Consider the following 23865-nt stretch of genomic DNA (forward strand, 5'->3'; position numbering starts at 1 on the left):
GTCTGCTCCTACTGGGGACGCGTGTTGCCGACCCTGCGCCGGACCCCGATCGACAAAACTACGCGTCCGAAGCGGCAACCTTCACCGGCGAGCGGGAAATCACCCGTCGGATGTCGACAAATCCCCAAGCTCGGCGTGCACGAAGGCCATTTTGAGGCCGCTACTTGTTGCTCAGCTGCCCGATCCAGTCGGCCGCGGTGGAGAACCAGTCGCTCAACTGCTGCCAGTACGACTTGGTCGTCCCGATCCATTCCTGGAGCGGGCTGAACTCCCACACCAGCCACCCGGCGACGAACAGGATGACGATCGTGAACAGGCACCCCTTGAGGCAGCCGAGCCCCGGGATCTTCATCGGGTTCGCGCTGCGCTGCCGCGGCGGCCGGGGCTCACGCGCCGGACGGGGCGCCGGCTGCTGGGGCTGCTGAGGCGCGGGCGCGTACCGCTGCGGCTGGTGCTGCGGGGCGGGCGCGTACTGCTGCCGCTGGGGCGCGTACTGCTGGGGCTGCCCCTGCGGACGGCCGTACCCCGGCCCGGGCTGCTGCCGCTGCGGCGGGCCTTGCTGGGGGCGCGCCACCTGCCGCTGCGGGCGGCGGCGCAGCGGGTCCTCGCTGGGGTCTAGGTACGACTGGACCTGCGTCTGCTCGTTGCGGTCGCGGGCCGCGCGCAGCTGGCTCTGCCAGGGGTGCGGCTCCTCCTGCCCGGGCTGCCCGCCGGGCCCGTGCGGCGGCATGGGCGGCATCACGGCCGTCGGGTCGGCGGCCCCGTTGGTGGGCAGGACGGCGGTGGGGTCGGCGGAGCCGGGCGGGGTGTGCGGCAGAACGCTGGTCGCCGCGTTCGGGTCGTACGAGGACGCCGAGCCCTGCGGCAGTACCTGGGTGGGGTCGGCGGAGCCGGGGACGGTGGCCGGGGCCGGGTCGGGGCCGAGCAGGGCGGCCACGCCCTCGGCGGCGGCGATCTGCGCGGAGTTCGCGTGCACGCCGACGCCCTCGGCGACCACCCGCAGCGCCCGCGCCAGGTTCTCGGCGCTCGGCCGGCCCTCCGGGTTCTTGCGCAGGCAGCGCTCTATCACCGTCCACAGCGGGTCGGGCACCGTGGACGGGCGGCGCGGTTCGGCGCTCAGGTGCTGGTGGAGCACCTCGAGGGCCGAACCGCCGGAGAACGGCGGACGCCCGGTGACCAACTCGTACAGCAGGATCCCGGCGCCGTAGATGTCCACGGCGGAGGTCTGCGGGTGGCCCTCGGCCGACTCCGGGGCGACGTAGGCGGGCGTGCCCACGAACTCGCTCGTGCGCGTGAGGCCGGGCGAGTCGGCGAGCCGGGCGATGCCGAAGTCGGTCAGCATCGGGTGCATCTGCCCGTCGTGCTGCGCGAGCAGAACGTTCGCGGGCTTCAGGTCGCGGTGGACGACGCCGTCGGCATGGCTCGCGGCCAGCGCGTCGGCGATCTGGGCCGTGAGCAGGGCGGCGGCGACGGGGGTGAAGGGGCCGTTCTCGCGCAGGTAGCGGTGCAGATCGGGACCGTCGACGAGGTCCATGACCAGGGCCAGCAGATCGCCCTCGACCACCAGGTCGCGGACCCGCACGATGTTCGGGTGGGTCAGCCGGAGCAGGACGGACCGCTCCCGCAGGAACCGCATGACGACATCGGGGTCGCCGGCCAGCTCCTCCTTGAGGACCTTGATCGCCACGGTCTCGCCGGGCCGGCCCGCGACGGCCGCCTCGGCGCCCGCGGTCTCCCGCTGGCGGGCTCGCCAGACGGTGCCCGTGGCGCCGCGTCCCAGCGGCTCCTCAAGGAGGTACTTGCTCCCTACCGGCCGCACGTCATGCGCTCCCTGTTGCTTGCTCTTCCGGTCGTCCACCGCGCTACCGGTGTTCCGCCCACCGTAGGGGAGGTCCGACAATTCCCGCCGGGCGCGCGACGCCTGGCACGGCAGGCCCGCATGGATGAGGTACGTATCCGGCTCCCGCACCTGTTCGATGACAAGACGCTCGCTTAGGTTCAGTTGGTTGCCCGATCCGGGCGTGACCGATCTCAAGCGGGCACCGGCCGGGCACTGGTCAGGCACTTTTACGGGCAGAGCCGACCAATCAAGATCATTTGACGGTGGAGGGCGGGCGCACTGTCAGTGGCAGGTGCGAGGATGCATCCCGTACTGGCCGATGTGCTCGTGTGCGGTGGGGGAGTCCGCGGTGGGGGACCGTGGCACGGCTCCCTCCCCCGTTCCCGGGCGCCCGCACGCGCGGGAGCCGAAGGGGCGCGTCGGTGTCGAGGGGCGAGCGCGCGGGGCCCAAAGGACCGGGCGCGGTCGCGGTCCCGGCACCGGCTCGTGCGCCTCGTGGGCGACCGCGGACGCAGACAGAAGGGACCGCTGACGGCGATGCAGATCCGGCTGACCGTCGTAGCCCCACCGGCCCCGCCCACGGAGTCACGGGCCCGCGCCGCGAGCTGTGACGTGCTGGTCACCGCGCCCGCCGGGACGGCGCTGGCCGCGGTGGCGTCCGGCCTGGCCTCGGCGGTCGGCGGGGAGGGGGGTCCCTCCCAGCCCGAGCGAGGCCGGGAACCGGGGACCGGCCCGGTGGTGCTGTACGCGGGCACGGAGCGGCTCGACCCGCAGCGCTGCACGCTGGGCGAGCCGCCGCTGCTGGACGGCGCGGTGCTGACCCTGGGCGCGCCCGCGGAGCCGGGCCCCGAGCCGGACGAGGGCGCGGCCCAGCTGCACGTGGTCGCGGGCCCGGACGCGGGCGGTGTCCATCTGCTGCACGGCGGAGTGATCCGGATCGGCCGTTCCGCCGACGCCGACGTCCCGCTGGACGACCCGGACGTCTCCCGGCTGCACTGCGCGGTCACGGTAACTCCGGACGGCCGCGTCTCGGTCGCCGACCTCGGCTCCACGAACGGCACGGTGCTGGACGGCCACCGGGTGACCGACCGCCCCGTGCGCTTCACCCCGGGCGCGCTGCTGCGTCTCGGCGAATCGGCCCTGCGCCTGGTCCCGCCCGGAGAGGCGCGCTCCGTGGGGACGGCTCCGGACGGGGAGGGGCACGTACGGGTGCGGCGGGCGGAGGACCCGGGAGGGCCCACGGATCCGGCACGGGCGGCGGCCGTGGGGCACGCGCGTGCCGAGAGCACCGCCGCCGGGGACGGCCGCACCGGCGGCGCTCCGGAGGGACACGGCTCGGCTTCCGCTTCCCGGGACGGGCGTCCCTCCCCCGACAGCGACACGCACCACGGCTTCGGCGTCACCGGGTGGGGTGCGTCCGGCGGAGTGACCCCCGGAGCGCAGGAGCACGATTCCGCGGAGCCGGCCCTTGCGGCGCACGCCGCACCGGGGCAGGGCTCGGCGGACGAGAACACGCGCAAGGGCACCCCGCTGCGCGGCACGGACGTTCCGCCCGGGCTGCGCAGGCGCGGCGGGCTCACGGCATGGGCACGGCGGCTGACCGGGGGCCGCGGCGAGCAGAGCGGCGCCGGACGGGACGGATGCGAGGAGCGCGGGGAAGCCTCCGCACCGCCGGTGGCCCGGGCGCCCGAGAAGTGGCCGGACCCGGCGGCGCTGCTGCTCACCGCGCTGGGACCGGGCCCGCGGCTGTGGGAGCGCGGCCCGGGGCACCCCGAGGCGCTCACCGTGCGGCTGGGCACGGCGGACCGGGCGGCGCCGGACGGTGCGGGACTGCTGCCGGCGGTGCCGGTGACCGCGGGGCTGCGCGAGGTGGGCGCGCTGGGGCTGGCGGGGCCGCGCGCGCGGCTGGCCGGGCTGACGCGCGCGGTGGTGGCGCAACTGGCCGCGTTGCACTCCCCCGACCTCCTGGAGCTGGTCCTGATCAGCGCCGACCGCGCGCGCCCGTTGCAGGAGCGCACCGCCGAATGGTCCTGGCTCGGCTGGCTCCCCCATCTCCGGCCGGCCCACGGCCAGGACTGCCGCCTGCTGCTGGCCCACGACCGCGAACAGGCGACGGCCCGCGCCCAGGAGCTGCTGCGCCGCCTGGAGGACCAGCTGGCGGACCAGGACGGCCCGCCGCCCGCCCCACCGGAGGACCCTTCCCCTCGGGGGGCCGCCCACCGCCCCTCCTGGGCGCTGGACGACGCGCACGCGGGGCCGTACTCCGTGGTGATCGTGGACGGTGACCCCGGCGGCGCCGATGTGCGGGCGGCCGTGGCGCGGCTGGCCCGTGAGGGGGCGCGGGCCGGGATCCATGTCGTCTGTCTGGCCGAGGCGCCGGCCGCCTCGCCCGCGTCGCCGGTGGCGGAGACGTACGAGGCGGCGTGCGCGGCCTCGCCGGTGTTCCGGGAGTGCGGGGCCGTGGCGCTGCTGAGCGGTGATGTGGCCACAGCGCTGCGGCTGCTGCGGGTCGCGCCGGGGCAGGGCGCGGACGCCGCGCGCGCACCCGTGGGGCACGGCACGGTCGCCGCCGTGGACGCGGTGTCGGCGGCGTGGGCGGAGCGGTTCGCCCGGGCGCTGGCCCCGCTGCGGACGGACGGCGGCGGTGAGCGGCACGCGCGCGTGTCGGCCCCGTTGCCCCAGGCGGCGCGGCTGCTGGACGAGTTGGGGCTGGCCCGGGCCACCCCGGCGTCGCTGATGGCGCGTTGGGCGGACGCGGCGGACGACACCGCGTCACCGGGCGGGCGCGCCTGGGCGGTGCTCGGCGCCGGTCCACGCGGTCCGGTGAGCGTGGACCTCGCCGCCGAGGGACCGCATCTGCTGGTCGAGGGGCCGCCCGGCAGCGGTCGTACGGAACTGCTGCGCGCCCTCGCCGCCTCGCTCGCGTCGGCGGAGCGCCCGGACCGGCTGGGCATCGTCCTCGTCGACGGCCGCGACCGCGCGGCGCACGGCAGCACGGGCGGGGACGGTCTGCGGGTCTGCACGGACCTGCCGCACGTCACGACGTATCTGGCGGCCAACGACCCGGTGCGCATGCGGGAGTTCGCGCAGTCGCTGAGTGCCGAGCTGAAACGGCGGGCGGAACTGCTCGGACGGCTCGGTTTCGCCGAGTGGCACACACGGCAGGAGGTGTCGAGGCGGATCGGACCGCAGCGGTCGGGAGGTACGGAGTCGGGGGACCTCGAGAGCCCGCCGAGTGTCACGCTGCGGCTGCGGCCGGCGGCGGCACGGCAGCGGGCGGAGGCGGGGCCGCCGTTGCCGCGGCTGGTGGTGCTGGTCGACGACCTGGACGCGCTGCTGTCCCCGGCGCTCGGCTCCCCGGGCCGCCCGGCGGCCGGGTCGGTCGTACGGGCGCTGGAGGCGGTGGCCCGGGACGGGGAACGGCTGGGTGTGCACCTGGTGGCCGCGTCGGGGCCCGGTGGGCGGACGGCGCAGTGGGAGCCCGCCCGGGCGGCCTCGCTGCGGATCGGCCTGGAGGCGGTGACCGCGGGCACGGACGAACCGGGGCCCGGACGCGGGCGGTTGACACGGGCGGACGGCAGGGCGACACCGTTCCAGGGCGGGCGTATCACGGGACGGATTCCCCGGACGGCGACCGTGCGGCCGACGGTCGTACCGCTGGAGTGGCACCGCATGGGGGATCCGCCGGCGCGGCGTCCCGTGCGGGAACTGGGCAACGGGCCGACGGACCTGGCGTTGCTGGCGAGCGCGCTGGAGCGGGCGGCGCGGTCGGTGTCGGCGGTGGAGGTTCCTTCGCTTTTGTGACGCCGTCTCCTCCGGCCCCGCCGATTGCCGAGCAGCGCCGACACCTCACCTGACCGTACGTCACGACGTGATCACAATCGGCCGGTTGACAGCGCAGGCGGTCTTGCCGCCCCGAACCACCCCGCGTAGACCAGAGCGCACGGACAGCAGCTCGAACGTTCGACGAGGGACGGAGAACGGGGCAGTGATGCGCAGCACGAGCAGCACCATCCGGACACCCAGGGCCGCCAGGACCGCGGCCGCCGTCATCGCGGGAGCACTGGCGCTCACGCTCACCGCGTGCGGCGGAAGCCACGACGACAAGGGCAGCAGCGACAAGAGCAGCGGAAGCACACAGACCGGTGGGGCGAGCGTCACCCTCCCGAAGCTGGACGGGCAGCATCTGGAGGTCGCCGCCGTCTGGACCGGCGGCGAGCAGAAGAACTTCAAGACGGTGCTCGCCGAGTTCGAGAAGCGCACCGGCGCCAAGGTCACCTTCGTGCCCGCCCAGGACCCGATCATCAACTTCCTCGGTTCGAAGATCGCCGGTGGGCAGCCGCCGGACGTGGCGCTGCTCCCCCAGCCCGGCGCCATCAGGCAGGCCGTCGAGAGGAAGTGGGCCAAGCCGCTCGGCGCCGAGGCGCAGGCGGAGCTCGCCAAGAACTACTCGCAGGGCTGGCAGGACATCGGCAAGGTCGACGGCAAGCAGTACGGCGTGTACTACAAGGCCGCCAACAAGTCCCTGATCTGGTACAACGCGAAGGTCTTCGAGGGGGCGAACGGCAAGGAGCCCCGGACCTGGCAGGAGCTGCTGACGGCGGCGCAGAACATCTACGACTCCGGTGTCACCCCGTTCTCCATCGGCGGCGCGGACGGCTGGACCCTCACCGACTGGTTCGAGAACGTCTATCTCTCGCAGGCGGGCCCGGAGAAGTACGACCAGCTCGCCCAGCACAAGATCAAGTGGACGGACCCGTCCGTCAAGCAGGCCCTGACCACCCTCGCCCAGATCTGGGGCAAGAAGGACTACATCGCGGGCGGCCCGAACGGCGCCCTCCAGACCGAGTTCCCGGCCTCGGTCACCCAGACCTTCACCGGCGGCGACCAGCCGAAGGCCGGCATGGTCTTCGAGGGCGACTTCGCGCAGGTCAACATCGGCGAGACCAAGGCGAAGATCGGCACGGACGCGAAGGTGTTCCCCTTCCCGGCCGTGGGCGCCCAGCCTCCCGTGGTCACCGGCGGTGACGCGGCCGTCGTCCTGAAGGACTCCAAGGCGGCCCAGGCGCTGGTCACCTTCCTGGCCTCACCGGACGCGGCGACCATCCAGGCGAGGCTCGGCGGCTACCTCTCGCCGAACAAGAACGTCCCGGACTCCGCGTATCCGAACGCGGTGCAGCAGAAGATGGCCAAGGCGCTGCTCGCAGCGGGTGACAGCTTCCGCTTCGACATGTCGGACCAGGCCCCGCAGGCGTTCGGCGGCACGCCCGGCAAGGGCGAGTGGAAGGACCTCCAGGACTTCCTGAAGAACCCGACCGACGTCGCGGGGACGCAGGCGAAGCTGGAGAAGGACGCCGCGGCGGCGTACGGGAGCGGGAGCTGATCCGGCGATGACGTCGGCCACGGCGGCAGGGGCCCCCTCGGCCCCTGCCGCGCCCAAGAGTCGCAAGAGCGTGACCGGCACCCGCAAGACCGTGGCGGCGCTGTTCCTGCTGCCCGCACTTGTGCTGCTCGGCGCGCTCGTGGTCTACCCGATCGGGTACTCGGTGATCCGCAGCTTCCTCGACCGTTCCGGTGACTCCTTCGCGGGATTCGACAACTACAAGGCGCTGTTCACGGACGACGGCATCCGCACCGCGCTGAAGAACAACATCATCTGGGTGGTGTTCGCGCCGACGGTGTCGACCGCGCTGGGGCTGGTCTTCGCGGTGCTCACCGAACGGGTGCGCTGGGGGACGGCGTTCAAGCTGGTCGTCTTCATGCCGATGGCGATCTCGATGCTCGCGGCCGGGATCATCTTCCGGCTGGTGTACGACCAGGACCCGGACAAGGGCGTCGCGAACGCGGTGTGGGTGGGCATCCACGACACGTTCGCACCGTCGTCGGCCTTCCCGAAGGCGCACCCAGGCCGTCAGTCGCCCCTGAAGCCGGACCAGGGCGGCTTCATCACGAGGACGACCGTGCACACGGGCGAGTCCGTCGCGCTGCCGCTGGTCGGTGTCGCGCCCGACCAGATGCCGAAGAGCGCGAAGCGGGCGGTGCGGGCCGAGGCCGAGCCGGGGAAGATCACCGGCACGGCCTGGCAGGACTTCACACGCGGCAGGGGCGTGGGGAGGCTCGGCGCGGTGGACCCCTCCGAGCAGGGCTACGCGGGGATGCGGATCGAGGCGGTGAAGAACGGCAGGGTCGTCGCCTCCACCAAGGCGTCCGGCGACGGCACCTTCACGCTGCCCGCCGCCGCGGACGGAGCTCAACTGCGCCTGCCCGCGAGCAACTTCAGAGAGCCGTACAACGGCGTCGACTGGCTCGGCCCGGCGCTCGTCACCCCGGCGGTCATCGGGGCGTACGTGTGGATGTGGGCCGGTTTCGCGATGGTGCTGATCGCGGCGGGGCTCGCGGGCGTGCCGCGGGAGTTGCTGGAGGCGGCGCGCGTGGACGGCGCCAACGAGTGGCAGGTGTTCCGCCGGGTCACCGTGCCCCTGCTGGCGCCGGTGCTGGCGGTGGTCACCGTCACGCTGATGATCAACGTGCTGAAGATCTTCGACCTGGTCTTCATCATCCCGCCGGGCTCCTCGCAGGACGACGCGAACGTCCTGGCCCTGGAGCTGTACCGCAAGGGCTTCTCGGAGGACCAGCCGGGCGTCGCGAGCGCGATCGCGGTGTTCCTGCTGCTGCTCGTCATCCCGGTGATGCTGTTCAACATCCGCAGGCTGAGGCGGGAGGTACGGCGATGACCACGCAGGTCGGACGTCTGACCAAGGCGGCCCCGGTCACCGTCGTCAAGGCCAGGCGGTCCCTCGGGGCGCGGATCGCGGAGGGCGTCGGCGGGGGACTGCTGCGTGTCTTCCTCATCCTCGTCGGGCTGTTCTGGCTGGTGCCGACGATCGGTCTGCTGCTCGCCTCGCTGCGCAAGCCGGAGGACATGAACGCCTCCGGCTGGTGGACCGTCCTCAGCAAGCCCTCGCAGCTGACCTTCGACAGCTACCAGAAGCTGCTGGAGAACAGCGACATCACCAACTCCCTGCTGAACACGGTCCTGATCACCGTCCCGGCGACGATCCTGGTCGTCGTCATCGGTTCCCTCGCCGGCTACGCCTTCGCCTGGATGGAGTTCCCGGGCCGTGACTGGTGGTTCCTGGGCGTGGTCGGCCTGCTGGTGGTGCCCGTCCAGGTGGCGCTGATCCCGATCGCCGAACTGTTCGGGAAGATCGGCCTGTTCGGCACGGTGCTCGGCGTGATCCTCTTCCACACCGGTTTCGGCCTGCCCTTCGCGGTGTTCCTGCTGCGGAACTTCTTCGCGGAGATCCCCCGGGAACTGCTGGAGGCGGCTCGTCTCGACGGCGCGGGCGAGCTTCGGCTGTTCGCCCGGGTCGTCATGCCGCTCGGCGGCCCGGCGATCGCGAGCCTCGGCATCTTCCAGTTCCTGTGGGTGTGGAACGACATGCTGGTCGCGCTGGTGTTCACCAAGTCGGGCACGCAACCGATCACGGTCGCACTGCAGACCCAGGTCCGCCAGTTCGGCAACAACATCGACGTTCTCGCACCCGGGGCGTTCATCTCGATGGTGATCCCGCTGGCCGTGTTCTTCGCCTTCCAGCGGCAGTTCGTGTCCGGCGTCATGGCCGGCGCCGTGAAGTAGGGCGATCGGTAGGGCGGTTCGTGGGGTGGGCCGGCAGCACGGTCCACCCTTCGCCGTGCACCGGGGGTTACCCGCGGTGGTCCCCCACATGCCGCACAACGCGTAACCAAACCACTCCATCGGACGTTTTCGGGCAGGTTGTCCACGCCGATCCCCATGGATGCTCTTTGCCCAGGTTCAGTGTCATCGTCCCCGCGTACAAGGTTCAGGCGTACCTGGAGGAATGCCTCACATCCGTGCTGGAGCAGTCGTTCACCGACGTCGAGGTGATCGCCGTCGACGACAGCTCGCCCGACGCCTGCGGGGCGATCATCGACGAGTTCGCCGCCCGTGACACCCGCGTCCGCCCCCTGCACCTGCCCCGCAACGTGGGCCCCGGGCCCGCTCGCAACGCGGGCCTGAAGGAGGCGAGGGGCGACTACCTGCTCTTCCTGGACGGCGACGACACCCTGACCCCGCACGCGCTGAGGGACATCGCCGACCGGCTGAAGGAGACCTCCGACCCGGACGTCCTGGTCTTCGACCACGCGCGCACGTACTGGACCGGGAGGACCGTCCGCAACCAGCCCGCCGGCCTGCTCACCGAACAGGGCCCGGCCCCGTTCCGCCTGGACGACCGCCCCGGCGTGCTGTCGCTGCCGACGGTGCCCTGGAACAAGGCGTACCGCCGGGAGTTCGTGGAGCGGGAGGGCTTCGCCTTCCCGCCGGGCTCCCACGAGGACACGCCGTGGACGTACCCGGTGCTGCTGACCGCCGAGACGCTCGCCACCCTCGACCGGGTCTGCGTCCACTGGCGCCGGCGCCGCCGGGGCGGCACCCTCGGCACCACCGGCCGCGGGCACTTCGACGTCTTCGACCAGTACGACCGGGTCTTCGCGCACCTCGACGCGCACCCGGAGCTGGCCCGCTGGCGGCCGGTGCTGTTCCACCGCATGGCCGACCACCTGGCCGCGATCCTCGCCCGGCGCGGCCGACTGCCGGGCGCCTGCCGCGCCGAGTTCCTGCGCCTGGCCCGCGCCCAGTACCGCCGCCACCGCGTCCCGGGCGCCCCGTTCCGGCTGCGCCACCTGCTGATCCGCTTCGGCAGCCACCGCACCCACCGCCTGCTGTCCCTGGCCGCCCGCCTCGCGCGCGGGGTGCGGCGCACGCTCGCCAGGTCGAGCCGCCGTCTGCTCGCCGCCGCGCTCCTGGCGCACTACCGCATCCAGCTCCGCCTGCCCCTGCGCGCCGACCGGGCCGTCTTCACCCGGGACGCGGGCGGCCGCTACGGCTGCAACCCGGCCGCCCTGGAGTCGGCGTTCCGCAACCTGGTCCCGCAGATCCGCACCGCCTGGATCGCCCGCCCCGAGCACCACCACACCGTCCCGGTGGCCACCCGCCGGCTGCGGCCCGGCTCGGCCGCGTACTGGACGGCGCTGGCCCGGTCCAAGTACCTGGTCCACAACGCCGACTTCGACCCCCGCATGGTCAAGCGCCCGGGCCAGATCCTCGTCCAGACCCGGCAGGGCACCCCGCTCAAGCGCATGGGCCTGGACCTCCAGGACCGTCCGGCCGCCGCCCGCGACACGGACTTCGCCCGGATGCTGCGCACCGCCGACACCTGGGACTACGTCGTCTCCGGCAACCGCCACTCCACCCTCGTCTGGGAGCGCGTCTTCCCGTCCGGCTTCACCACGCTGGAGTACGGGCAGCCCCGCAACGACGCCTTCGCCCGGGCCACCTCCGCGGACGTGGCCCGGCTGCGGCAGACGTTCGGCATCCCCGAGGGCTCGGTGGCGATCCTGTACGCGCCGACGTACCGCGACTACCGCCGCGGCCACCGCCCCGGTCTCGACCTGGAGCGCCTGCTGCGCCGGCTGGGGCCACGGTTCGTACTGCTGACCCGGGCGCACCCCGCCTGCGGCGGGCCGCTGGCACGGACGGTGGAGGGGCGGGTCGTCGACGTCACCGGTCATCCGAGCGTGGAGTCGGTGTGCCTGGCCTCGGACGCCCTGGTCACCGACTTCTCCGCGTTGATGTTCGACTACGCCAACCTGGACCGGCCGATCATCGTGTACGCGGACGACTGGGAGGCGTACGAGGCGGCCCGCGGCACCTACTTCGACGTCCGTGCCTTCCCGCCGGGCCCGGTCGCCCACGACGAGGACGACCTGATCGACATCTTCGCGACGGGCCAATGGTGCGGCTCACGCTCGGAGCAGCGGCGGGCCGCGTTCCGCAAGCGGTTCTGTCCCTACGACGACGGACGCGCCGCCGAGCGGATCGTGCGCAGGGTGGTGCTCGGGGAGAACGCCTGGCAGCCGGCGGTCGTACCGCTGTCACACCGCCGCCCGGTCCCGTCCGCCGCCGCGGGACTGCCGGCCCCGCCGCTCACCTCGGTCCGGGTGCCCGGCCAGGGCCGGCCGGTCACCGAACGCCTCTGAGGGAGGACCCCGTCATCACCTGGCGCCCCGCCGGACGGCCGGGGCGCTGACGCTCCCGCACACCCGACGCACCGGCCCCCGCCGCAGGAACCGGAGCCCGAGAGAAAGAGCAGAATGCCCCGCTTCAGCATCATCGTCCCCGCCTCCGGTGTCGCCGGCCGTCTGTCCCAGGCACTGGACTCGGTCCTCGCCCAGTCCTTCGGCGACTTCGAGCTGATCCCGGTCTGCGACGCGCCCGACTCACCCGCGGGGGCGGTCGCCGCCGCGTACGCCGAGCGGCACAGCAGGGTGGCCCCGATCACCTCGCCGCCCTCCGGCGGCCCGGGTGTGGCCCGCACGGCCGGGATGGGGGCGGCTACGGGGACGTATCTGCTGTTCCTGGACGGCGACGACGTCCTGGTGCCCGGCGCGCTGGCGGCGATCGACGCGCGTCTGAGGACGACCGGCGACGTGGACGTCCTCTACTTCGCCCACGAGCGGGCGCACTGGTGGGATCCCGAGACCTCCGCGCCGCCGCTCGGCCGGGCGCCGGACGGGGCGTTCGCCCCCGGCAAGGCGCCGGAGCTGACCGGGGTGGCCGTGCCCGTGTGGAGTGCCGCGTACCGGCGGGCGTTCGTCAACGGGCACCGGCTCGCCTTTCCCACCGGCCACTTCACCGACATCGGCTGGGGCGGACTGGTCACCCTCGCAGCCGAGCGCCTCGCGGTGCTGCGCACGGTGTGCGTCCGGCATCTGGTGCGCCGGCAGGGCATCCGGCCGCACTCCCTTGGCGAGCACCAGTTCGATCTGCTGGACCAGGTGGAGCGCGTGCTCGTACGGGCCGCCGAACTCGGCCTGCCCGCCGACCGGGCGCGACCGCTGTTCGAGCAGCTGTTCTCCGCGGTGCTGCGGACGGCCGCGCATCCGGAGGTGCTGCCCGCGCACCGCCGCCGGGCGTTCTTCCGGCGCGCCGGCCGCCTCCACCGACGCCACCGCCCGGCCGGGTTCCGGCCGCCGGCGGGGAGCCTCGGCGTGCAGCACCGGCTGCTCGCGTCCGGCGCCTACGGGGCGTTCCGGGCGCTGCGGGCCGCCAACCGGAGCGTGGCGAAGGCCACCAGGAAGGCATCCCTGCCGCACCGGCCGCGCACCCGCGCCCGCTACACACTCCAGCTGCACCGCCCGCTCGATGACAACCTCGCCGTGTACTGCGCCTACTGGGGCCGCGGCTACGCCTGCAACCCGGCCGCGATCCACGCCAAGGCCCGCCAACTCGCCCCGCACATCCGTTCCGTCTTCCTGGTCGAGCCGGACGCGGTGGGCAGCGTGCCGAAGGACGTCGAGTACGCGGTGATCGGCAGCCGCGCCTACTGGGACGTGCTGGCCCGCGCCAAGTACCTGATCAACAACGCGAACTTCGCCGACGGCGTGGTCAAGCGCCCAGGCAGCGTGCACCTGCAGACCCAGCACGGCACCCCGCTGAAGAAGATGGGCGTCGACCAGTCGCCCTACCCCGTGGTCGCGGCGTCCACCGGCAGCTTCGCCAAGCTGCTCGCGCGCACGGACCGCTGGGACTACAACCTCTCCTCCAACCGGCACTCCACCGAGATGTGGGAGCGCGCGTTCCCGGGCTCGTACGAGACGCTGGAGTACGGCTATCCGCGCAACGACGTCTACTACACGGCGACCGCCGACGACGTCGCCCGCGTCCGCCGCGAACTCGGCGTCCCCGAAGGAAAGACGGCCGTCCTCTACGCGCCGACGCACCGCGACCACAGCACCGGCTTCGACACGGCGCTCGACCTGGAGGCGTTCTGCGACGCGGTCGGCGACGACTTCGTGGTGCTGCTGCGCGCCCACTACTTCTACGACCGGGGCGCGGCCCGGGCCGCCGGCCGCGTCATCGACGTCACCCGCCACCGCTCCGCGGAGGACGTCTGCCTGGCCGCCGACGCGCTGATCACCGACTACTCGTCGATCATGTTCGACTACGCCAACCTGGACCGCCCGATCGTCGTGTACGCCGACGACTGGGACGTCTACCGGGAGATCAGGGGCGTCTACTTCGACCTGATGGAGGCGCCGCCGGGCCGGGTGGTGCGCACCCCGGAGGAGCTGGCGGCCGTCTTCCGCGACGGCTCGTTCGCGGACGCGGAGGCCAGGGCCGTGCGGGCCGCCTTCCGGCAGCGTTTCTGCCAGTTCGACGACGGGCGCGCCGCCGAACGCGTCGTGCGCCGGGTGCTGCTGGGCGAGCCGCCGGCGTCGATCCCGGCCGTGATCCCGCTCGCCGAGCGCATCCCGGCCCCGGCCCCTGCCCTGGTGAGGAGCTGACCGCCGTGCCCCGCTTCAGCATCATCGTGCCCGTCTTCAAGGTGCAGGGCTTCCTGCGCGAGTGCCTGGACTCGGTCCTCACGCAGTCGTACACCGACTTCGAGGTGATCGCCGTCGACGACCGCTCCCCCGACGGCTGCGGGGCGATCCTCGACGAGTACGCCGCCCGCGATCCGCGCGTGCGGGTGCTGCACCTGCCGGAGAACGTCGGCCTCGGCCGGGCCCGCAACGCCGGGCTGCCGCACGCCGGCGGGGACTTCCTGCTCTTCCTCGACAGCGACGACACGCTCACCCCGGGCGCGCTGCGCGCGATCGCCGACCGGCTGGAGGAGACCCGGGACCCGGACGTGCTGGTCTTCGACTACGCCCGCACCTACTGGTGGGGCGGCACCCGCCGCAACGTGCTGGCCCGGATCCTCGCCGAGAGCGGCGGGGCCACCTTCACCGCGGCCGAGCGGCCCGAGATCCTGGAACTGCTGATGGTGGTGTGGAACAAGGCGTACCGCCGGGACTACGTCACCGAGCACGGCTTCGCCTTCCCGCCGGGCTACTACGAGGACACGCCCTGGACGTTCCCCGCCCTGCTCAGCGCGCGGCGGATCGCGACCCTCGACCGGATCTGCGTCAACTACCGGCAGCGCCGCCAGGGCAACATCCTGTCCACCACCAGCCGCAAGCACTTCGACGTCCACGACCAGTACCAGCGGGTCTTCGCGTACCTCGACGCCCATCCGGAGCTGGCCCCCTGGCGGCCGTACCTGAGCCGCAAGATGGGCGAGCACTGTCTGGACATCCTCGCCAAGCCGGACCGCCTGCCCGCCTGCGACAAGGGCGAGTTCTTCCGCCGTACGGCCGACCTGTTCCGCGTCCACGGCACGGGGGAACCGGCCCCGCCGGAGCTGCGCGTGCTGGAGGGCAGTTACGCCGGCTACCTGCTCCGGCAGCGGGCCGCCGGCGTCGGCGGCGCGCTCGGCCGACGCCGGCGGCAGGCGCGCGCGGTCGTGGCGGGGCGGGTCAAGCGCGGCTGGTCCCGGGCGCACGGGCGGCGGCCGCTGGATCCGGACCTGGCCGTCTACTCGGCGTTCTCGCACCGCGGCGTCCTCGGCGACCCGGCCGCGATCCACCGCGCGGCACGCGACCTCGCCCCGCACATCCGCGGCGTGTGGGTGGTGCGCGCGGACCAGGTGGAGCACCTGCCGCCGGACATCGAATACGTGCTCCCGGGCTCCCTCGGCTATCTGCGGGTCACCGCGCGGGCCACGTACTTCGTCAACAACGTGAACTGGCCCGGCGCCCTGGACAAGCGCCCCGGCAGCATCCACATCCAGACCCATCGGGGTACCCCGCTGAAGTACATGGGGGCCGATCTGCGGGACAAGCCGGGCGCCCGGCTGGGGCTCGACGTGCCGCAGATGCTGCGGCGCGCCGACCGCTGGGACTACAGTCTGGTCGCCAACCGCCACTCCGAACTGGTGTGGGACCGCGCCTACCCCTGCGACTTCACCTCGGTGCGCAGCGGCAGCCCCCGCAACGACGTCCTCGTGGACGCCAAGCCCGGCGACGGGGCCGGGTTCCGGTTCCGGCACGGCATCCCCGAGGACCACACGGTGGTGCTGTACGCGCCGACCCGCCGCGACTACGTCCGCGGCGGTCACATCGAGCGCTTCGACCTGGCCCGGTTCGCCGAGGACCTGGGCGAGGGCCACACCCTCGTCGTACGGCTGCACCCCTCGCTGGCGGACGGGCCGGCGCGCGGGACGGGCCTGACCGAGCTGCACCGGCGGGGCGTGCTGGTCGACGCCACCGACGAGCCGCACGTCGAGGAGGTGATGCTCGCCTCGGACGCCCTGGTCACCGACTACTCGGCCCTGATGTTCGACTATGCCAACCTGGACCGGCCGATCGTCGTGCACGCCGACGACTGGGGCGCGTTCCGGGCGAGCCGGGGTGCCTACTTCGACATCACGCAGGACGCGCCGGGGCATGTCTCGCGCTCGTACCGGGAGCTGGCGTGGCTGTTCGCCTCCGGGTGCTGGCGCGACGAGGACTCGGCGCGGCTGCGGGCGGCGTTCCGGGCGCGGTTCTGCGCGTTCGACGACGGGCGGGCGGCCGAGCGTGTGGTGCGCACGCTGATGCTGGGCGAGCCGGACGTGCAGGCGTCGGTGCCGGCACCGGCGGCGGGCGACAGGCAGGCGCTGACGACGTCGCCGTGAACGCCCGCGCGGCCCCGTACGCCGGGGAGAGTGCGTACGAGGCCGTAAGCCGGGCTGTTGTCAGTCGGGCGGGTACTACTCGATGACGAGCTCGACCGGGATGTTGCCGCGGGTGGCGTTGGAGTAGGGGCAGACCTGGTGGGCCTGCTCGACCAGCTTGCGGCCGGTCTCCTGGTCCAGGGTGTCCGGCAGCTCGACGCGCAGGGTGACCGCGAGCGCGAAGCCCTCGCCCTGCTTGCCGATGCCGACCTCGGCGGTCACGGCGGCGTCGCTGACGTCCACCTTGGCCGCCCGGCCGACGAGGCCGAGCGCGCTGCCGAAGCAGGCCGCGTAACCGGCGGCGAACAGCTGCTCGGGGTTGGTGCCCTCGCCGTTGCCGCCCAGCTCCACCGGCGGGGCCAGCTTGAGGTCGATCTTGCCGTCGGAGGAGACGGCGCGGCCGTCACGGCCGTGGGTGGCGGTGGCGACAGCGGTGTAGAGCGCGTCCATGGAAAACCATCCCTCTCGAAGTCACAGGGCGACCGGTCCGTTGCTGACGCGGGGCCGCCTTACGCAGGCAAGTAGAGCACACAATTTAGTTGTACACAACTGAATGACGGACGGGCGTTACCCTGTCTGCATGACGACCACCCGGACCCCCCGTACGGAGGCGACCTCCGCGGCCGAGGAGTACCTGCGCCTCGACCGCCAGATCTGCTTCTCGCTGCACGCCGCGTCGCGCGCCTTCAACGGCGTCTACCGCGTCGTCCTGAAGGACCTCGGGCTCACGTACCCGCAGTACCTGGTGATGCTGGTGCTGTGGGAACACGGGGAGCTGCCGGTGAAGAAGCTCGGCGAGCATCTGCGGCTGGACTCCGGGACGCTCTCCCCGCTGCTGAAGCGGCTGGAGGCGGCGGGCCTGGTGCGGCGCGAGCGCAGCACACGGGACGAGCGGTCCGTGCACATCCACCTCACGGACGAGGGCACGGCACTCAGGGAACGCGCGCTGCTGGTGCCGCGCCGGATCGCCGCGGCGACGGGCTTCGACCTGACGGAGATCACCGAACTGCGCGACCGCCTCGACCAGCTGACCCGCACCCTGGACGCGGCGGCCCTGGACGAGACCCCTGGCTGCGCCTAGTGCCCCGGCGGCACCTGGCGGCGTACGTAGAGTCGAAGTGTGAGATGGGGGCGCACGTACTCCTCGCGGGTGACGAAGTCGCGCCTCACGACCGCGAGTTTGGCGCGGTCCGTGGCGTTCCAGGGGGTCCACGAGGGGTCCAGCGCGTACCGCTCGGTGACCACCCAGACGTACCCGAGCCCCTCGAGCCGCCGCCGCAGTTCCCCGGGGCCGACCTCCCGTCCGTACAGCGTCCCGCTCTCGGCGGCCGACACGCCCAGCGCCACGTCCCGGACGCCCAGGAACCCGGCCGGATAGGCGAGCGCCGACCGCCGCTCCAGCGAGGGCAGGAACAACACGGGGTCCCCGGACCGCACCCGCCGCGCCACGGCCGCGGAGACGGCCGCTAGATCATCAGGCCGGTGCGCGGCCCGGCGATCGGCCCGGAGCAGGGGCAACTGCACGAGGAAGACACAACAGACGGCCACGACCCCGAGCAGGGCAACACCGTTGCCGTACAGCCGACGGTCGGTGTGCGCCCACCCACCGGGCCGCAGCCTCCGCACCAGCCCGGCCACCCGCTCCGCCCCGGCCGCCGCCAGCAACGGCGCCCCGGCCAGCGAATACAGCACATACCGGTCGTAGTACAACGGCCGGAACTGGGACACCGCCATCAGCACCGCCGGCGGAATCACCAGCAGCGGTCCCGCCACTCCCGCGAGGGAAACCCTCCGCGGCAGCGGCGCCAGAGCCCCCAGCACCGCCAGCCCCAGACACGGCACGAGCACCCGGCGCGACGGCCCGAAGAACTGCCCCACCAGCCCCTCAACGCTCCGCGCGTCCGGCATCGTCAGCCACGCCACCTGCTCCGCCTGCCCCCGGGACACCAGCACCAGCGGCAACAGCACCACCACGGCGGCCCCGGCCGCACTCCCCCAGCGAAGCCACACCCGCCTCGCCACCCGCGCCAACGCCAACGTGCAGGCGTGCGCCGGGAGCATCAGCGCCGCGAACTCGTGCAGTACACACGTGACGGCGACGACCACCCCGTAAGGCCACCACCTCCCGCCCTCCACGGCCCGCACGAGCAGCAGGGTCGCCCCCGCCACCCCGGCTGCGACCAGCGCGTAGGAACGCCCTTCCTGCGCGTAGTGCCCGGCCATCGGCGTGACCGCGTAGAGCAGCCCCGCCCACAGCCCCACGCGCGGCCGTCCGAGCCGCACTCCCAGCGCGGCGACCAGACCCGCCGCCGCGGCCGCCCCGCACACCGAGGGCAGCCGCAGCAGCACCTCGCCGGGGTGGAGGGCCAGGACCGGATGCATCAGCAGGTAGTACAGGCCGTGCACCGCGTCCACGCTCCGCAGCAGATGCCAGATCTGCGGCAGTGAGCGGCGCGCCACCTGGAACGTGGCCGCCTCGTCACGCCACATGCCGTCACGGTCCAGCCCCCACAGCCCGAGCGTGAACATGACGGCGACGGGCAGGAGGACAGCGACGCGCTCCCCGCGCCTCTTCGGTGACCGGCTCATGCCCGCATTCAACATGTACGGCTTTTGTACTATTGAATAACTTTTGCCCTGAGTTGACGCCGTATCCACCACATGCGCCATGCAGACGGCCTACCATCCGGGCTTGATGAGTGCCTTGAAGACTGCCCTGGAACGCCCGGCGACCAGACCGGCACCCCTTTTCCCGCCACCCTTCTGGAAGAGGGTGCGCCGGACGGATCGGTTGCTTCTGCTCGCCGTCGGCTGGCTCGCCACCCGTGCCCTGATGCTCTGGCTGCTCGCCCACGACCAGTACCCGCTGCTCGGCCGGGGCGGGGTCGCGAGGGAGGTCTGGAAGCTCTACTTCCACTGGTACGGCATCCTCCGGCACGGCGCCTTCCCCTCCGGAGACCACCTGTGGCAGTACCCGCCGGGGGCCGGCGCGGTGCTCCTGTCGCCCGCGCTGCTGCCGGGGCTGACCTACTTTCAGGCGTTCGTGATCATCACGCTGTTCACGGACGCCTTGGTCACGCTCGCCCTCGCGTACGCGGGCACCCGCCGGGGCCGCTCACTGCGCGGCGCGGCGCTGTGGATCGCCGGTCTGCCGCTGCTGCTGCACATCCCGCTCGTCCGGTACGACGTCCAGGTCACCGCCTTCGCCGTCGTCTCGCTGCTCACGATGGGGCGCTCCGCGCGCCTGGGCGGCGCGTTCGCGGCCCTCGGCGCCCTGGTGAAGGTATGGCCGGCGCTGGCACTCATCGGGACGCCGCGAGGCCGCGGCACCCGCCAGGCGTGGACGACGGCGGCCGTCACCGCGGTGACGCTGCTCGCCGTGGTCGCGGTCCTGTTCCGCAACCCGTTCGACTTCCTGCGCCAGCAGGGCGGCCGGGGCGTGCAGATCGAGTCGCTGGGCGGCACGGTGCTGATGCTGGCGCGCCGGGCCGGCTGGTCGGGCACCACCCGCTACCAGTACGGCGCCGTGGAGTTCGTCGGCCCGCATGTGCGCGCGGTCGCCGAATGCTCGCTCGCGCTGACCGCGGTCGCCTTCGCGCTGCTGCTGCTGTGGCGGCTGCGTACCCGCCGCTGGACGCCGGCGACCCCGTACGACGCGGCGCTGACGGCCGTGCTGCTGTTCACGGTGACGAGCCGGGTGATCAGCCCCCAGTACATGATCTGGCTGGTCGGGCTCGCCGCCGTCTGCCTGACCACACGGCACACCACTCAGCGCCCGGTGGCCTGGCTCATCCTGGCGGCGACCGCGATCAGCGCCGTGGTGTACCCCGCCTTCTACGGGCAGGTGATCGGCTCCACCTGGCCGGGCTGTCTGCTCATGCTGGCCCGCAACGGACTGCTGACCACCGCGGCGGTCATGTCGTTCGTCCGCCTGTGGCGCTCCGGGCACGCGGTGCCGCAGCGAGAGAATTCGGACGCCCCCGCGGGGAAGGACCGGGTTCCCGCCCTCTCGCCCACAAGGGGTTAAGGGCCGCTTAACAGATCATTACCGGCTGCCCGTATTCTCGGCTCGTGGAAGCGATGGGTCACCCTCACGATGCACAGGTCAGCGTCGTCGTCATCGGATACGACGACGCCGCTCATGTGACAGAAGCGATCCGTTCGGCCCTCGCGCAGGGCGGGGTCGTCCGCGAAGTGATCGCGGTCGACGACTGCTCGTCGGACGGCAGTGCCGAGCTGCTGCATGCTCTGGCGGCCGAGGAGCCTCGCGTCAGGGTGATCAGCCGGACCACCAACAGCGGCGGCTGCGGCACCCCGCGCAACGACGGGATCGAGGCGGCGACCGCCCCGTACCTCATGTTCCTGGACAGCGACGACGTGCTGCCGCCGGGCGCGGTGGACGCGCTGCTCATGGCGGCCGTCGCGCACGGCGCCCAGCTCGCCGCCGGCCTGTGCGTACGCCGCGAGCTGCCCTCGGGCCGCGAGGTGCCCTGGCAGCCGGAGCTGTACGAGCGGGCCGCGGTGGTCTCCCACCCCTCCCGGCGCCCCGGCCTGGCCCACGACACGCTGTGCGTCAACAAGCTCTACCGCACCGACTTCCTGCGCGAACACGGCATCCGCTTCCCCGACGGCCGCTTCCATTACGAGGACTTCGTCTTCAGCGCGCGCGTGCTCGCCGCAGGCCCGAGCATCGCCGTGATCCCCGATACCGTGTACATCTGGCACGTGCGCCGCTCCGCCCAGCGCCTGTCCATCTCCCTCGCCCGCGCCGACATCGAGAACTGGAAGGCGCGCATGGAGGCGACCCGGCAGTCGCATGAGATCCTCCTGAGCGCCGGCGAGAAGCAGCTGGCGCGGGCGGCCCGCACCAACTTCCTGGACCGGGGCTTGCGCATGTACACGCGGGAGCTGCCGTTGCGCGACGAGGAGTACCGCAAGGAGTGGTGGCGGCTCACGCGCGCGTACCTCGAGGAATTCGACGCGGCCGACTTCGCGCAGGCGTCCGTGCCGGGGCGGGTCGTCGCGCAGGTGGTGCTCGCCTCCGAACAGCCGCGCGACCTGTCCCGGCTCAAGGAGCTCGCGGCCCGTCCGGCGCGGCTGATCCCTCCGTACGCTAGGACGGAGGACGGCAGTCCCGTCTGGTCGAAGGACCTGCCGCAGGTCCGGCTCGAGCACCTGCTGCACCGCCCCATGGAGCACCTGCCGGTCAGCGTCGACGCGGAACTGCGCCCCGGCGCGCGTGCCGGCCGGCTGCGGCTGCGCCTGCACGAGCTGTACGGGCGGGTGGAGAACGCGCGTCCGGCCCGGGTGGACGTGGGGTTCGTGCTCCGGGAGGACGAGAAGCGGGTGGGGCTGTCCACCACGGCCGAGCTGCGGAAGGACCCGGACTCCGCCGGCTGGACGGCCGAGGCGCCGGTGGACCTGGCGGCGCTCGGCGCGGGAACCTGGGACCTGAAGCTGACGCTCCGCTTCGATGACGGAACGAGCCGTGAGACCGTGCCGCACGCCGTCGCGGGCGCCGGCCTGCTGCGCCGCCAGGCGGTGCCGAGCCTGAGGCACGGAGTGCTGCTGGTGCAGCCGTACGCTACGCACTCGGGAGCGCTGGCGCTGAGGGTCGCGTCGGGAGTCCGAGGTGTGACATCGGTCGCGCGGCGCAGGCTCCGGCGCCTGATTCACTTGAGGTGAACGACGGCAGGTGAACTCCACCTGCTTCACTGAAGTGGCAGCAAGAACACGACAGGCCAACGAGCAAGGAGACGGCCGCATCATGACCTGGCTGATCACCGGCGGTGCCGGTTACATCGGGGCGCACGTCGTCCGTGCGATGACCGAGGCGGGCGAGCGCGCCGTGGTGTACGACGACCTTTCCACGGGCATCGCCGAGCGCGTGCCCGGCGAGGTGCCGCTGGTGGAGGGTTCCACCCTGGACGGCGACCTGCTGCGCCGCACGCTGGCGGAGCACTCGGTGACGGGGGTCGTGCACCTGGCGGCGAAGAAGCAGGTGGGCGAGTCGGTGGAGCTGCCGCTGCACTACTACCGGGAGAACGTGGAGGGGCTGCGCGTCCTGCTGGAGGCGGTGACGGAGTCCCAGGTTCCCTCCTTCGTGTTCTCCTCGTCCGCCGCCGTGTACGGCATGCCGGATGTGGACCTGGTCACGGAGGAGACGCCGTGCGTCCCGATGTCGCCGTACGGCGAGACCAAGCTGGCCGGTGAGTGGCTGGTCCGGGCGGCCGGAAGGGCGACCGGCCTGTCCACGGCGTCCCTGCGCTACTTCAACGTGGCGGGCGCGGCCAGCCCCGAGCTGGCGGACGTCGGCGTCTTCAACCTGATCCCGATGGTGTTCGAGAAGCTGACCGAGAACGCGGCACCGCGCATCTTCGGCGACGACTACGCCACACCCGACGGCACCTGCATCCGCGACTACATCCACGTGGCCGACCTGGCGGAGGCCCATGTGGCGGCCGCCCGCGCGCTCCAGGCCTCCCCCGGCACGGACCTCACCCTCAACATCGGCCGCGGGGAGGGCGTGTCGGTCCGCGAGATGATCGACCGGATCAACACGATCACCGGTTACGACATCCCGCCGACGGTCACCCCGCGCCGCCCCGGCGACCCGGCCCGCGTCGTCGCCTCGGCCGACCGTATCGCCCGGGAACTGGGCTGGACGGCGAAGCGCGACGTGGAGGACATGATCACCTCGGCGTGGGAGGGCTGGGTGCGCAGGCATCCGGAGGCGGCGCGGCGGTAGGACGCTCGGACCCGGGCCTCGCGAGGCGGCGCGGCGGCAGGACGCTCCCGCCCTCGCGCTCCGCGAGAGTGCGGGCAGGGAGTACGCGCACGGCGAACTCCCCCATGGACGCCGGACCGGCCCGCTCGAGCCGACCGCTGCACGACCGACCCCCGTCCGCTCCGGCGGCGAACCGCGCAGTTCGGACGGGGGTCGACGGGCCCGGGGTACTACCGGTCAGATGATGGTGTCGTAGATGCCCCAGCCCGTGGCGATGCTGCTCCGCGAGCCGTACGGCGACGTCGGGCTGCCGGTGCCCGGGTAGAGGTACACGTTCCCGGAGGAGTCCCGGGCGACGAGGTCCGGCTTGCCGTCGCCGGTCACGTCACCGGGGCCGACCATGGTGTAGCCGCCCCAGCCCCAGCCCGCCTTGATGCGCGGGCCGAAGGGCGACGTCGTGCTGCCCGTGCCGGGGTAGACGAACAGGTTCCCGGAGGAGTCCCGGGCCAGCAGGTCCGCCTTGCCGTCACCCGTGAGGTCACCGCCGTTGACCATGGTGTAGCCGCCCCAGCCCCAACCGGCCTTGATGCGCGGGCCGAAGGGCGACGTCGTGCTGCCCGTGCCGGGGTAGACGAACAGGTTCCCGGAGGAGTCCCGGGCCAGCAGGTCCGCCTTGC

At 72.9% G+C, this 23865-nt stretch carries 15 protein-coding genes; 11 read left to right on the forward strand and 4 right to left on the reverse strand.

Annotated elements, in window-relative coordinates; genetic code table 11:
• Window positions 1–160 precede the first annotated feature (160 nt).
• Window positions 161–1819, reverse strand: coding sequence for a protein kinase (locus ACFYZE_RS17810; RefSeq protein ID WP_388994266.1), 1659 nt, complete (start codon window positions 1817–1819; stop codon window positions 161–163).
• 558 nt (window positions 1820–2377) lie between these two features.
• Here ACFYZE_RS17810 and ACFYZE_RS17815 point away from each other — a divergent pair.
• The 7 genes from ACFYZE_RS17815 (at window position 2378) to ACFYZE_RS17845 (ending at window position 16422) form a co-directional block, all read left to right on the forward strand.
• Complete coding sequence (locus ACFYZE_RS17815) at window positions 2378–5644, forward strand: FHA domain-containing protein (protein WP_388994408.1); 3267 nt, start codon at window positions 2378–2380, stop codon at window positions 5642–5644.
• A 187-nt stretch (window positions 5645–5831) separates the two neighbouring features.
• The gene (locus tag ACFYZE_RS17820; RefSeq protein ID WP_388994269.1) at window positions 5832–7223 is read left to right on the forward strand and encodes an ABC transporter substrate-binding protein; all 1392 of its coding nucleotides are present in this window, start codon (window positions 5832–5834) and stop codon (window positions 7221–7223) included.
• Window positions 7224–7230: 7 nt separating this feature from the next.
• Window positions 7231–8574, forward strand: coding sequence for a carbohydrate ABC transporter permease (locus ACFYZE_RS17825; protein WP_388994272.1), 1344 nt, complete (start codon window positions 7231–7233; stop codon window positions 8572–8574).
• Window positions 8571–9479, forward strand: a complete 909-nt coding sequence (locus ACFYZE_RS17830) for a carbohydrate ABC transporter permease (RefSeq protein WP_388994275.1) — start codon at window positions 8571–8573, stop codon at window positions 9477–9479. Before ACFYZE_RS17825 ends, ACFYZE_RS17830 begins: the two co-directional genes overlap by 4 nt.
• 167 nt (window positions 9480–9646) lie before the next feature.
• A complete protein-coding gene (locus tag ACFYZE_RS17835; protein ID WP_388994278.1) occupies window positions 9647–11902 on the forward strand; it encodes a CDP-glycerol glycerophosphotransferase family protein in 2256 nt (751 codons plus the stop codon).
• A gap of 114 nt (window positions 11903–12016) precedes the next feature.
• Window positions 12017–14209 (forward strand): bifunctional glycosyltransferase family 2 protein/CDP-glycerol:glycerophosphate glycerophosphotransferase, encoded by a 2193-nt coding sequence (locus ACFYZE_RS17840; RefSeq protein WP_388994280.1) that lies wholly within the window; start codon window positions 12017–12019, stop codon window positions 14207–14209.
• A 5-nt stretch (window positions 14210–14214) separates the two neighbouring features.
• Window positions 14215–16422, forward strand: coding sequence for a CDP-glycerol glycerophosphotransferase family protein (locus ACFYZE_RS17845; RefSeq protein ID WP_388994283.1), 2208 nt, complete (start codon window positions 14215–14217; stop codon window positions 16420–16422).
• 75 nt (window positions 16423–16497) lie between these two features.
• On the opposite strand, the gene ACFYZE_RS17850 is transcribed toward ACFYZE_RS17845, so the two are convergent.
• A complete protein-coding gene (locus ACFYZE_RS17850) occupies window positions 16498–16911 on the reverse strand; it encodes an organic hydroperoxide resistance protein (protein ID WP_388994286.1) in 414 nt (137 codons plus the stop codon).
• A 130-nt stretch (window positions 16912–17041) separates the two neighbouring features.
• On the opposite strand from ACFYZE_RS17850, the gene ACFYZE_RS17855 reads away from it, so the two are divergent.
• Window positions 17042–17542, forward strand: a complete 501-nt coding sequence (locus tag ACFYZE_RS17855) for a MarR family winged helix-turn-helix transcriptional regulator (RefSeq protein WP_388994289.1) — start codon at window positions 17042–17044, stop codon at window positions 17540–17542.
• Here ACFYZE_RS17855 and ACFYZE_RS17860 read toward each other — a convergent pair.
• On the reverse strand, window positions 17539–19050 hold the full coding sequence (locus ACFYZE_RS17860) for a hypothetical protein (RefSeq protein ID WP_388994291.1): 1512 nt from the start codon (window positions 19048–19050) through the stop codon (window positions 17539–17541). The genes ACFYZE_RS17855 and ACFYZE_RS17860 overlap by 4 nt on opposite strands.
• 244 nt (window positions 19051–19294) lie before the next feature.
• Between ACFYZE_RS17860 and ACFYZE_RS17865 the strand changes: the two genes are divergently transcribed.
• The 3 genes from ACFYZE_RS17865 to galE all read left to right on the forward strand — a co-directional run bounded on the left by ACFYZE_RS17865 (window position 19295) and on the right by galE (window position 23209).
• Complete coding sequence (locus ACFYZE_RS17865) at window positions 19295–20488, forward strand: glycosyltransferase 87 family protein (RefSeq protein ID WP_388994411.1); 1194 nt, start codon at window positions 19295–19297, stop codon at window positions 20486–20488.
• A gap of 53 nt (window positions 20489–20541) precedes the next feature.
• Window positions 20542–22146 carry a glycosyltransferase family 2 protein gene (locus tag ACFYZE_RS17870; protein WP_388994414.1) on the forward strand — a complete coding sequence of 535 codons (1605 nt, stop codon included), beginning with the start codon at window positions 20542–20544 and terminating at the stop codon, window positions 22144–22146.
• A gap of 82 nt (window positions 22147–22228) precedes the next feature.
• Window positions 22229–23209 carry a UDP-glucose 4-epimerase GalE gene (gene galE, locus ACFYZE_RS17875; RefSeq protein ID WP_388994294.1) on the forward strand — a complete coding sequence of 327 codons (981 nt, stop codon included), beginning with the start codon at window positions 22229–22231 and terminating at the stop codon, window positions 23207–23209.
• A gap of 216 nt (window positions 23210–23425) precedes the next feature.
• Here galE and ACFYZE_RS17880 read toward each other — a convergent pair.
• The coding region (locus tag ACFYZE_RS17880; RefSeq protein WP_388994297.1) for an FG-GAP repeat domain-containing protein at window positions 23426–23865 on the reverse strand (440 nt) is incomplete at its 5' end.

The sequence above is a fragment of the Streptomyces sp. NPDC001796 genome, assembly GCF_042892355.1.
GTDB lineage: Bacteria > Actinomycetota > Actinomycetes > Streptomycetales > Streptomycetaceae > Streptomyces.

What these genes read in the sequence shown, in the direction of transcription:
- ACFYZE_RS17815 (WP_388994408.1), top strand. Translation starts at nt 2,378, where the DNA reads ATGCAGATCCGGCTGACCGTCGTAGCCCCACCGGCCCCGCCCACGGAG.
- ACFYZE_RS17820 (WP_388994269.1), top strand. Translation starts at nt 5,832, where the DNA reads ATGCGCAGCACGAGCAGCACCATCCGGACACCCAGGGCCGCCAGGACC.
- ACFYZE_RS17825 (WP_388994272.1), top strand. Translation starts at nt 7,231, where the DNA reads ATGACGTCGGCCACGGCGGCAGGGGCCCCCTCGGCCCCTGCCGCGCCC.
- ACFYZE_RS17830 (WP_388994275.1), top strand. Translation starts at nt 8,571, where the DNA reads ATGACCACGCAGGTCGGACGTCTGACCAAGGCGGCCCCGGTCACCGTC.
- ACFYZE_RS17840 (WP_388994280.1), top strand. Translation starts at nt 12,017, where the DNA reads ATGCCCCGCTTCAGCATCATCGTCCCCGCCTCCGGTGTCGCCGGCCGT.
- ACFYZE_RS17850 (WP_388994286.1), bottom strand. Translation starts at nt 16,911, where the DNA reads ATGGACGCGCTCTACACCGCTGTCGCCACCGCCACCCACGGCCGTGAC.
- ACFYZE_RS17855 (WP_388994289.1), top strand. Translation starts at nt 17,042, where the DNA reads ATGACGACCACCCGGACCCCCCGTACGGAGGCGACCTCCGCGGCCGAG.
- ACFYZE_RS17860 (WP_388994291.1), bottom strand. Translation starts at nt 19,050, where the DNA reads ATGAGCCGGTCACCGAAGAGGCGCGGGGAGCGCGTCGCTGTCCTCCTG.
- ACFYZE_RS17865 (WP_388994411.1), top strand. Translation starts at nt 19,295, where the DNA reads ATGCTCTGGCTGCTCGCCCACGACCAGTACCCGCTGCTCGGCCGGGGC.
- ACFYZE_RS17870 (WP_388994414.1), top strand. Translation starts at nt 20,542, where the DNA reads ATGGGTCACCCTCACGATGCACAGGTCAGCGTCGTCGTCATCGGATAC.
- galE (WP_388994294.1), top strand. Translation starts at nt 22,229, where the DNA reads ATGACCTGGCTGATCACCGGCGGTGCCGGTTACATCGGGGCGCACGTC.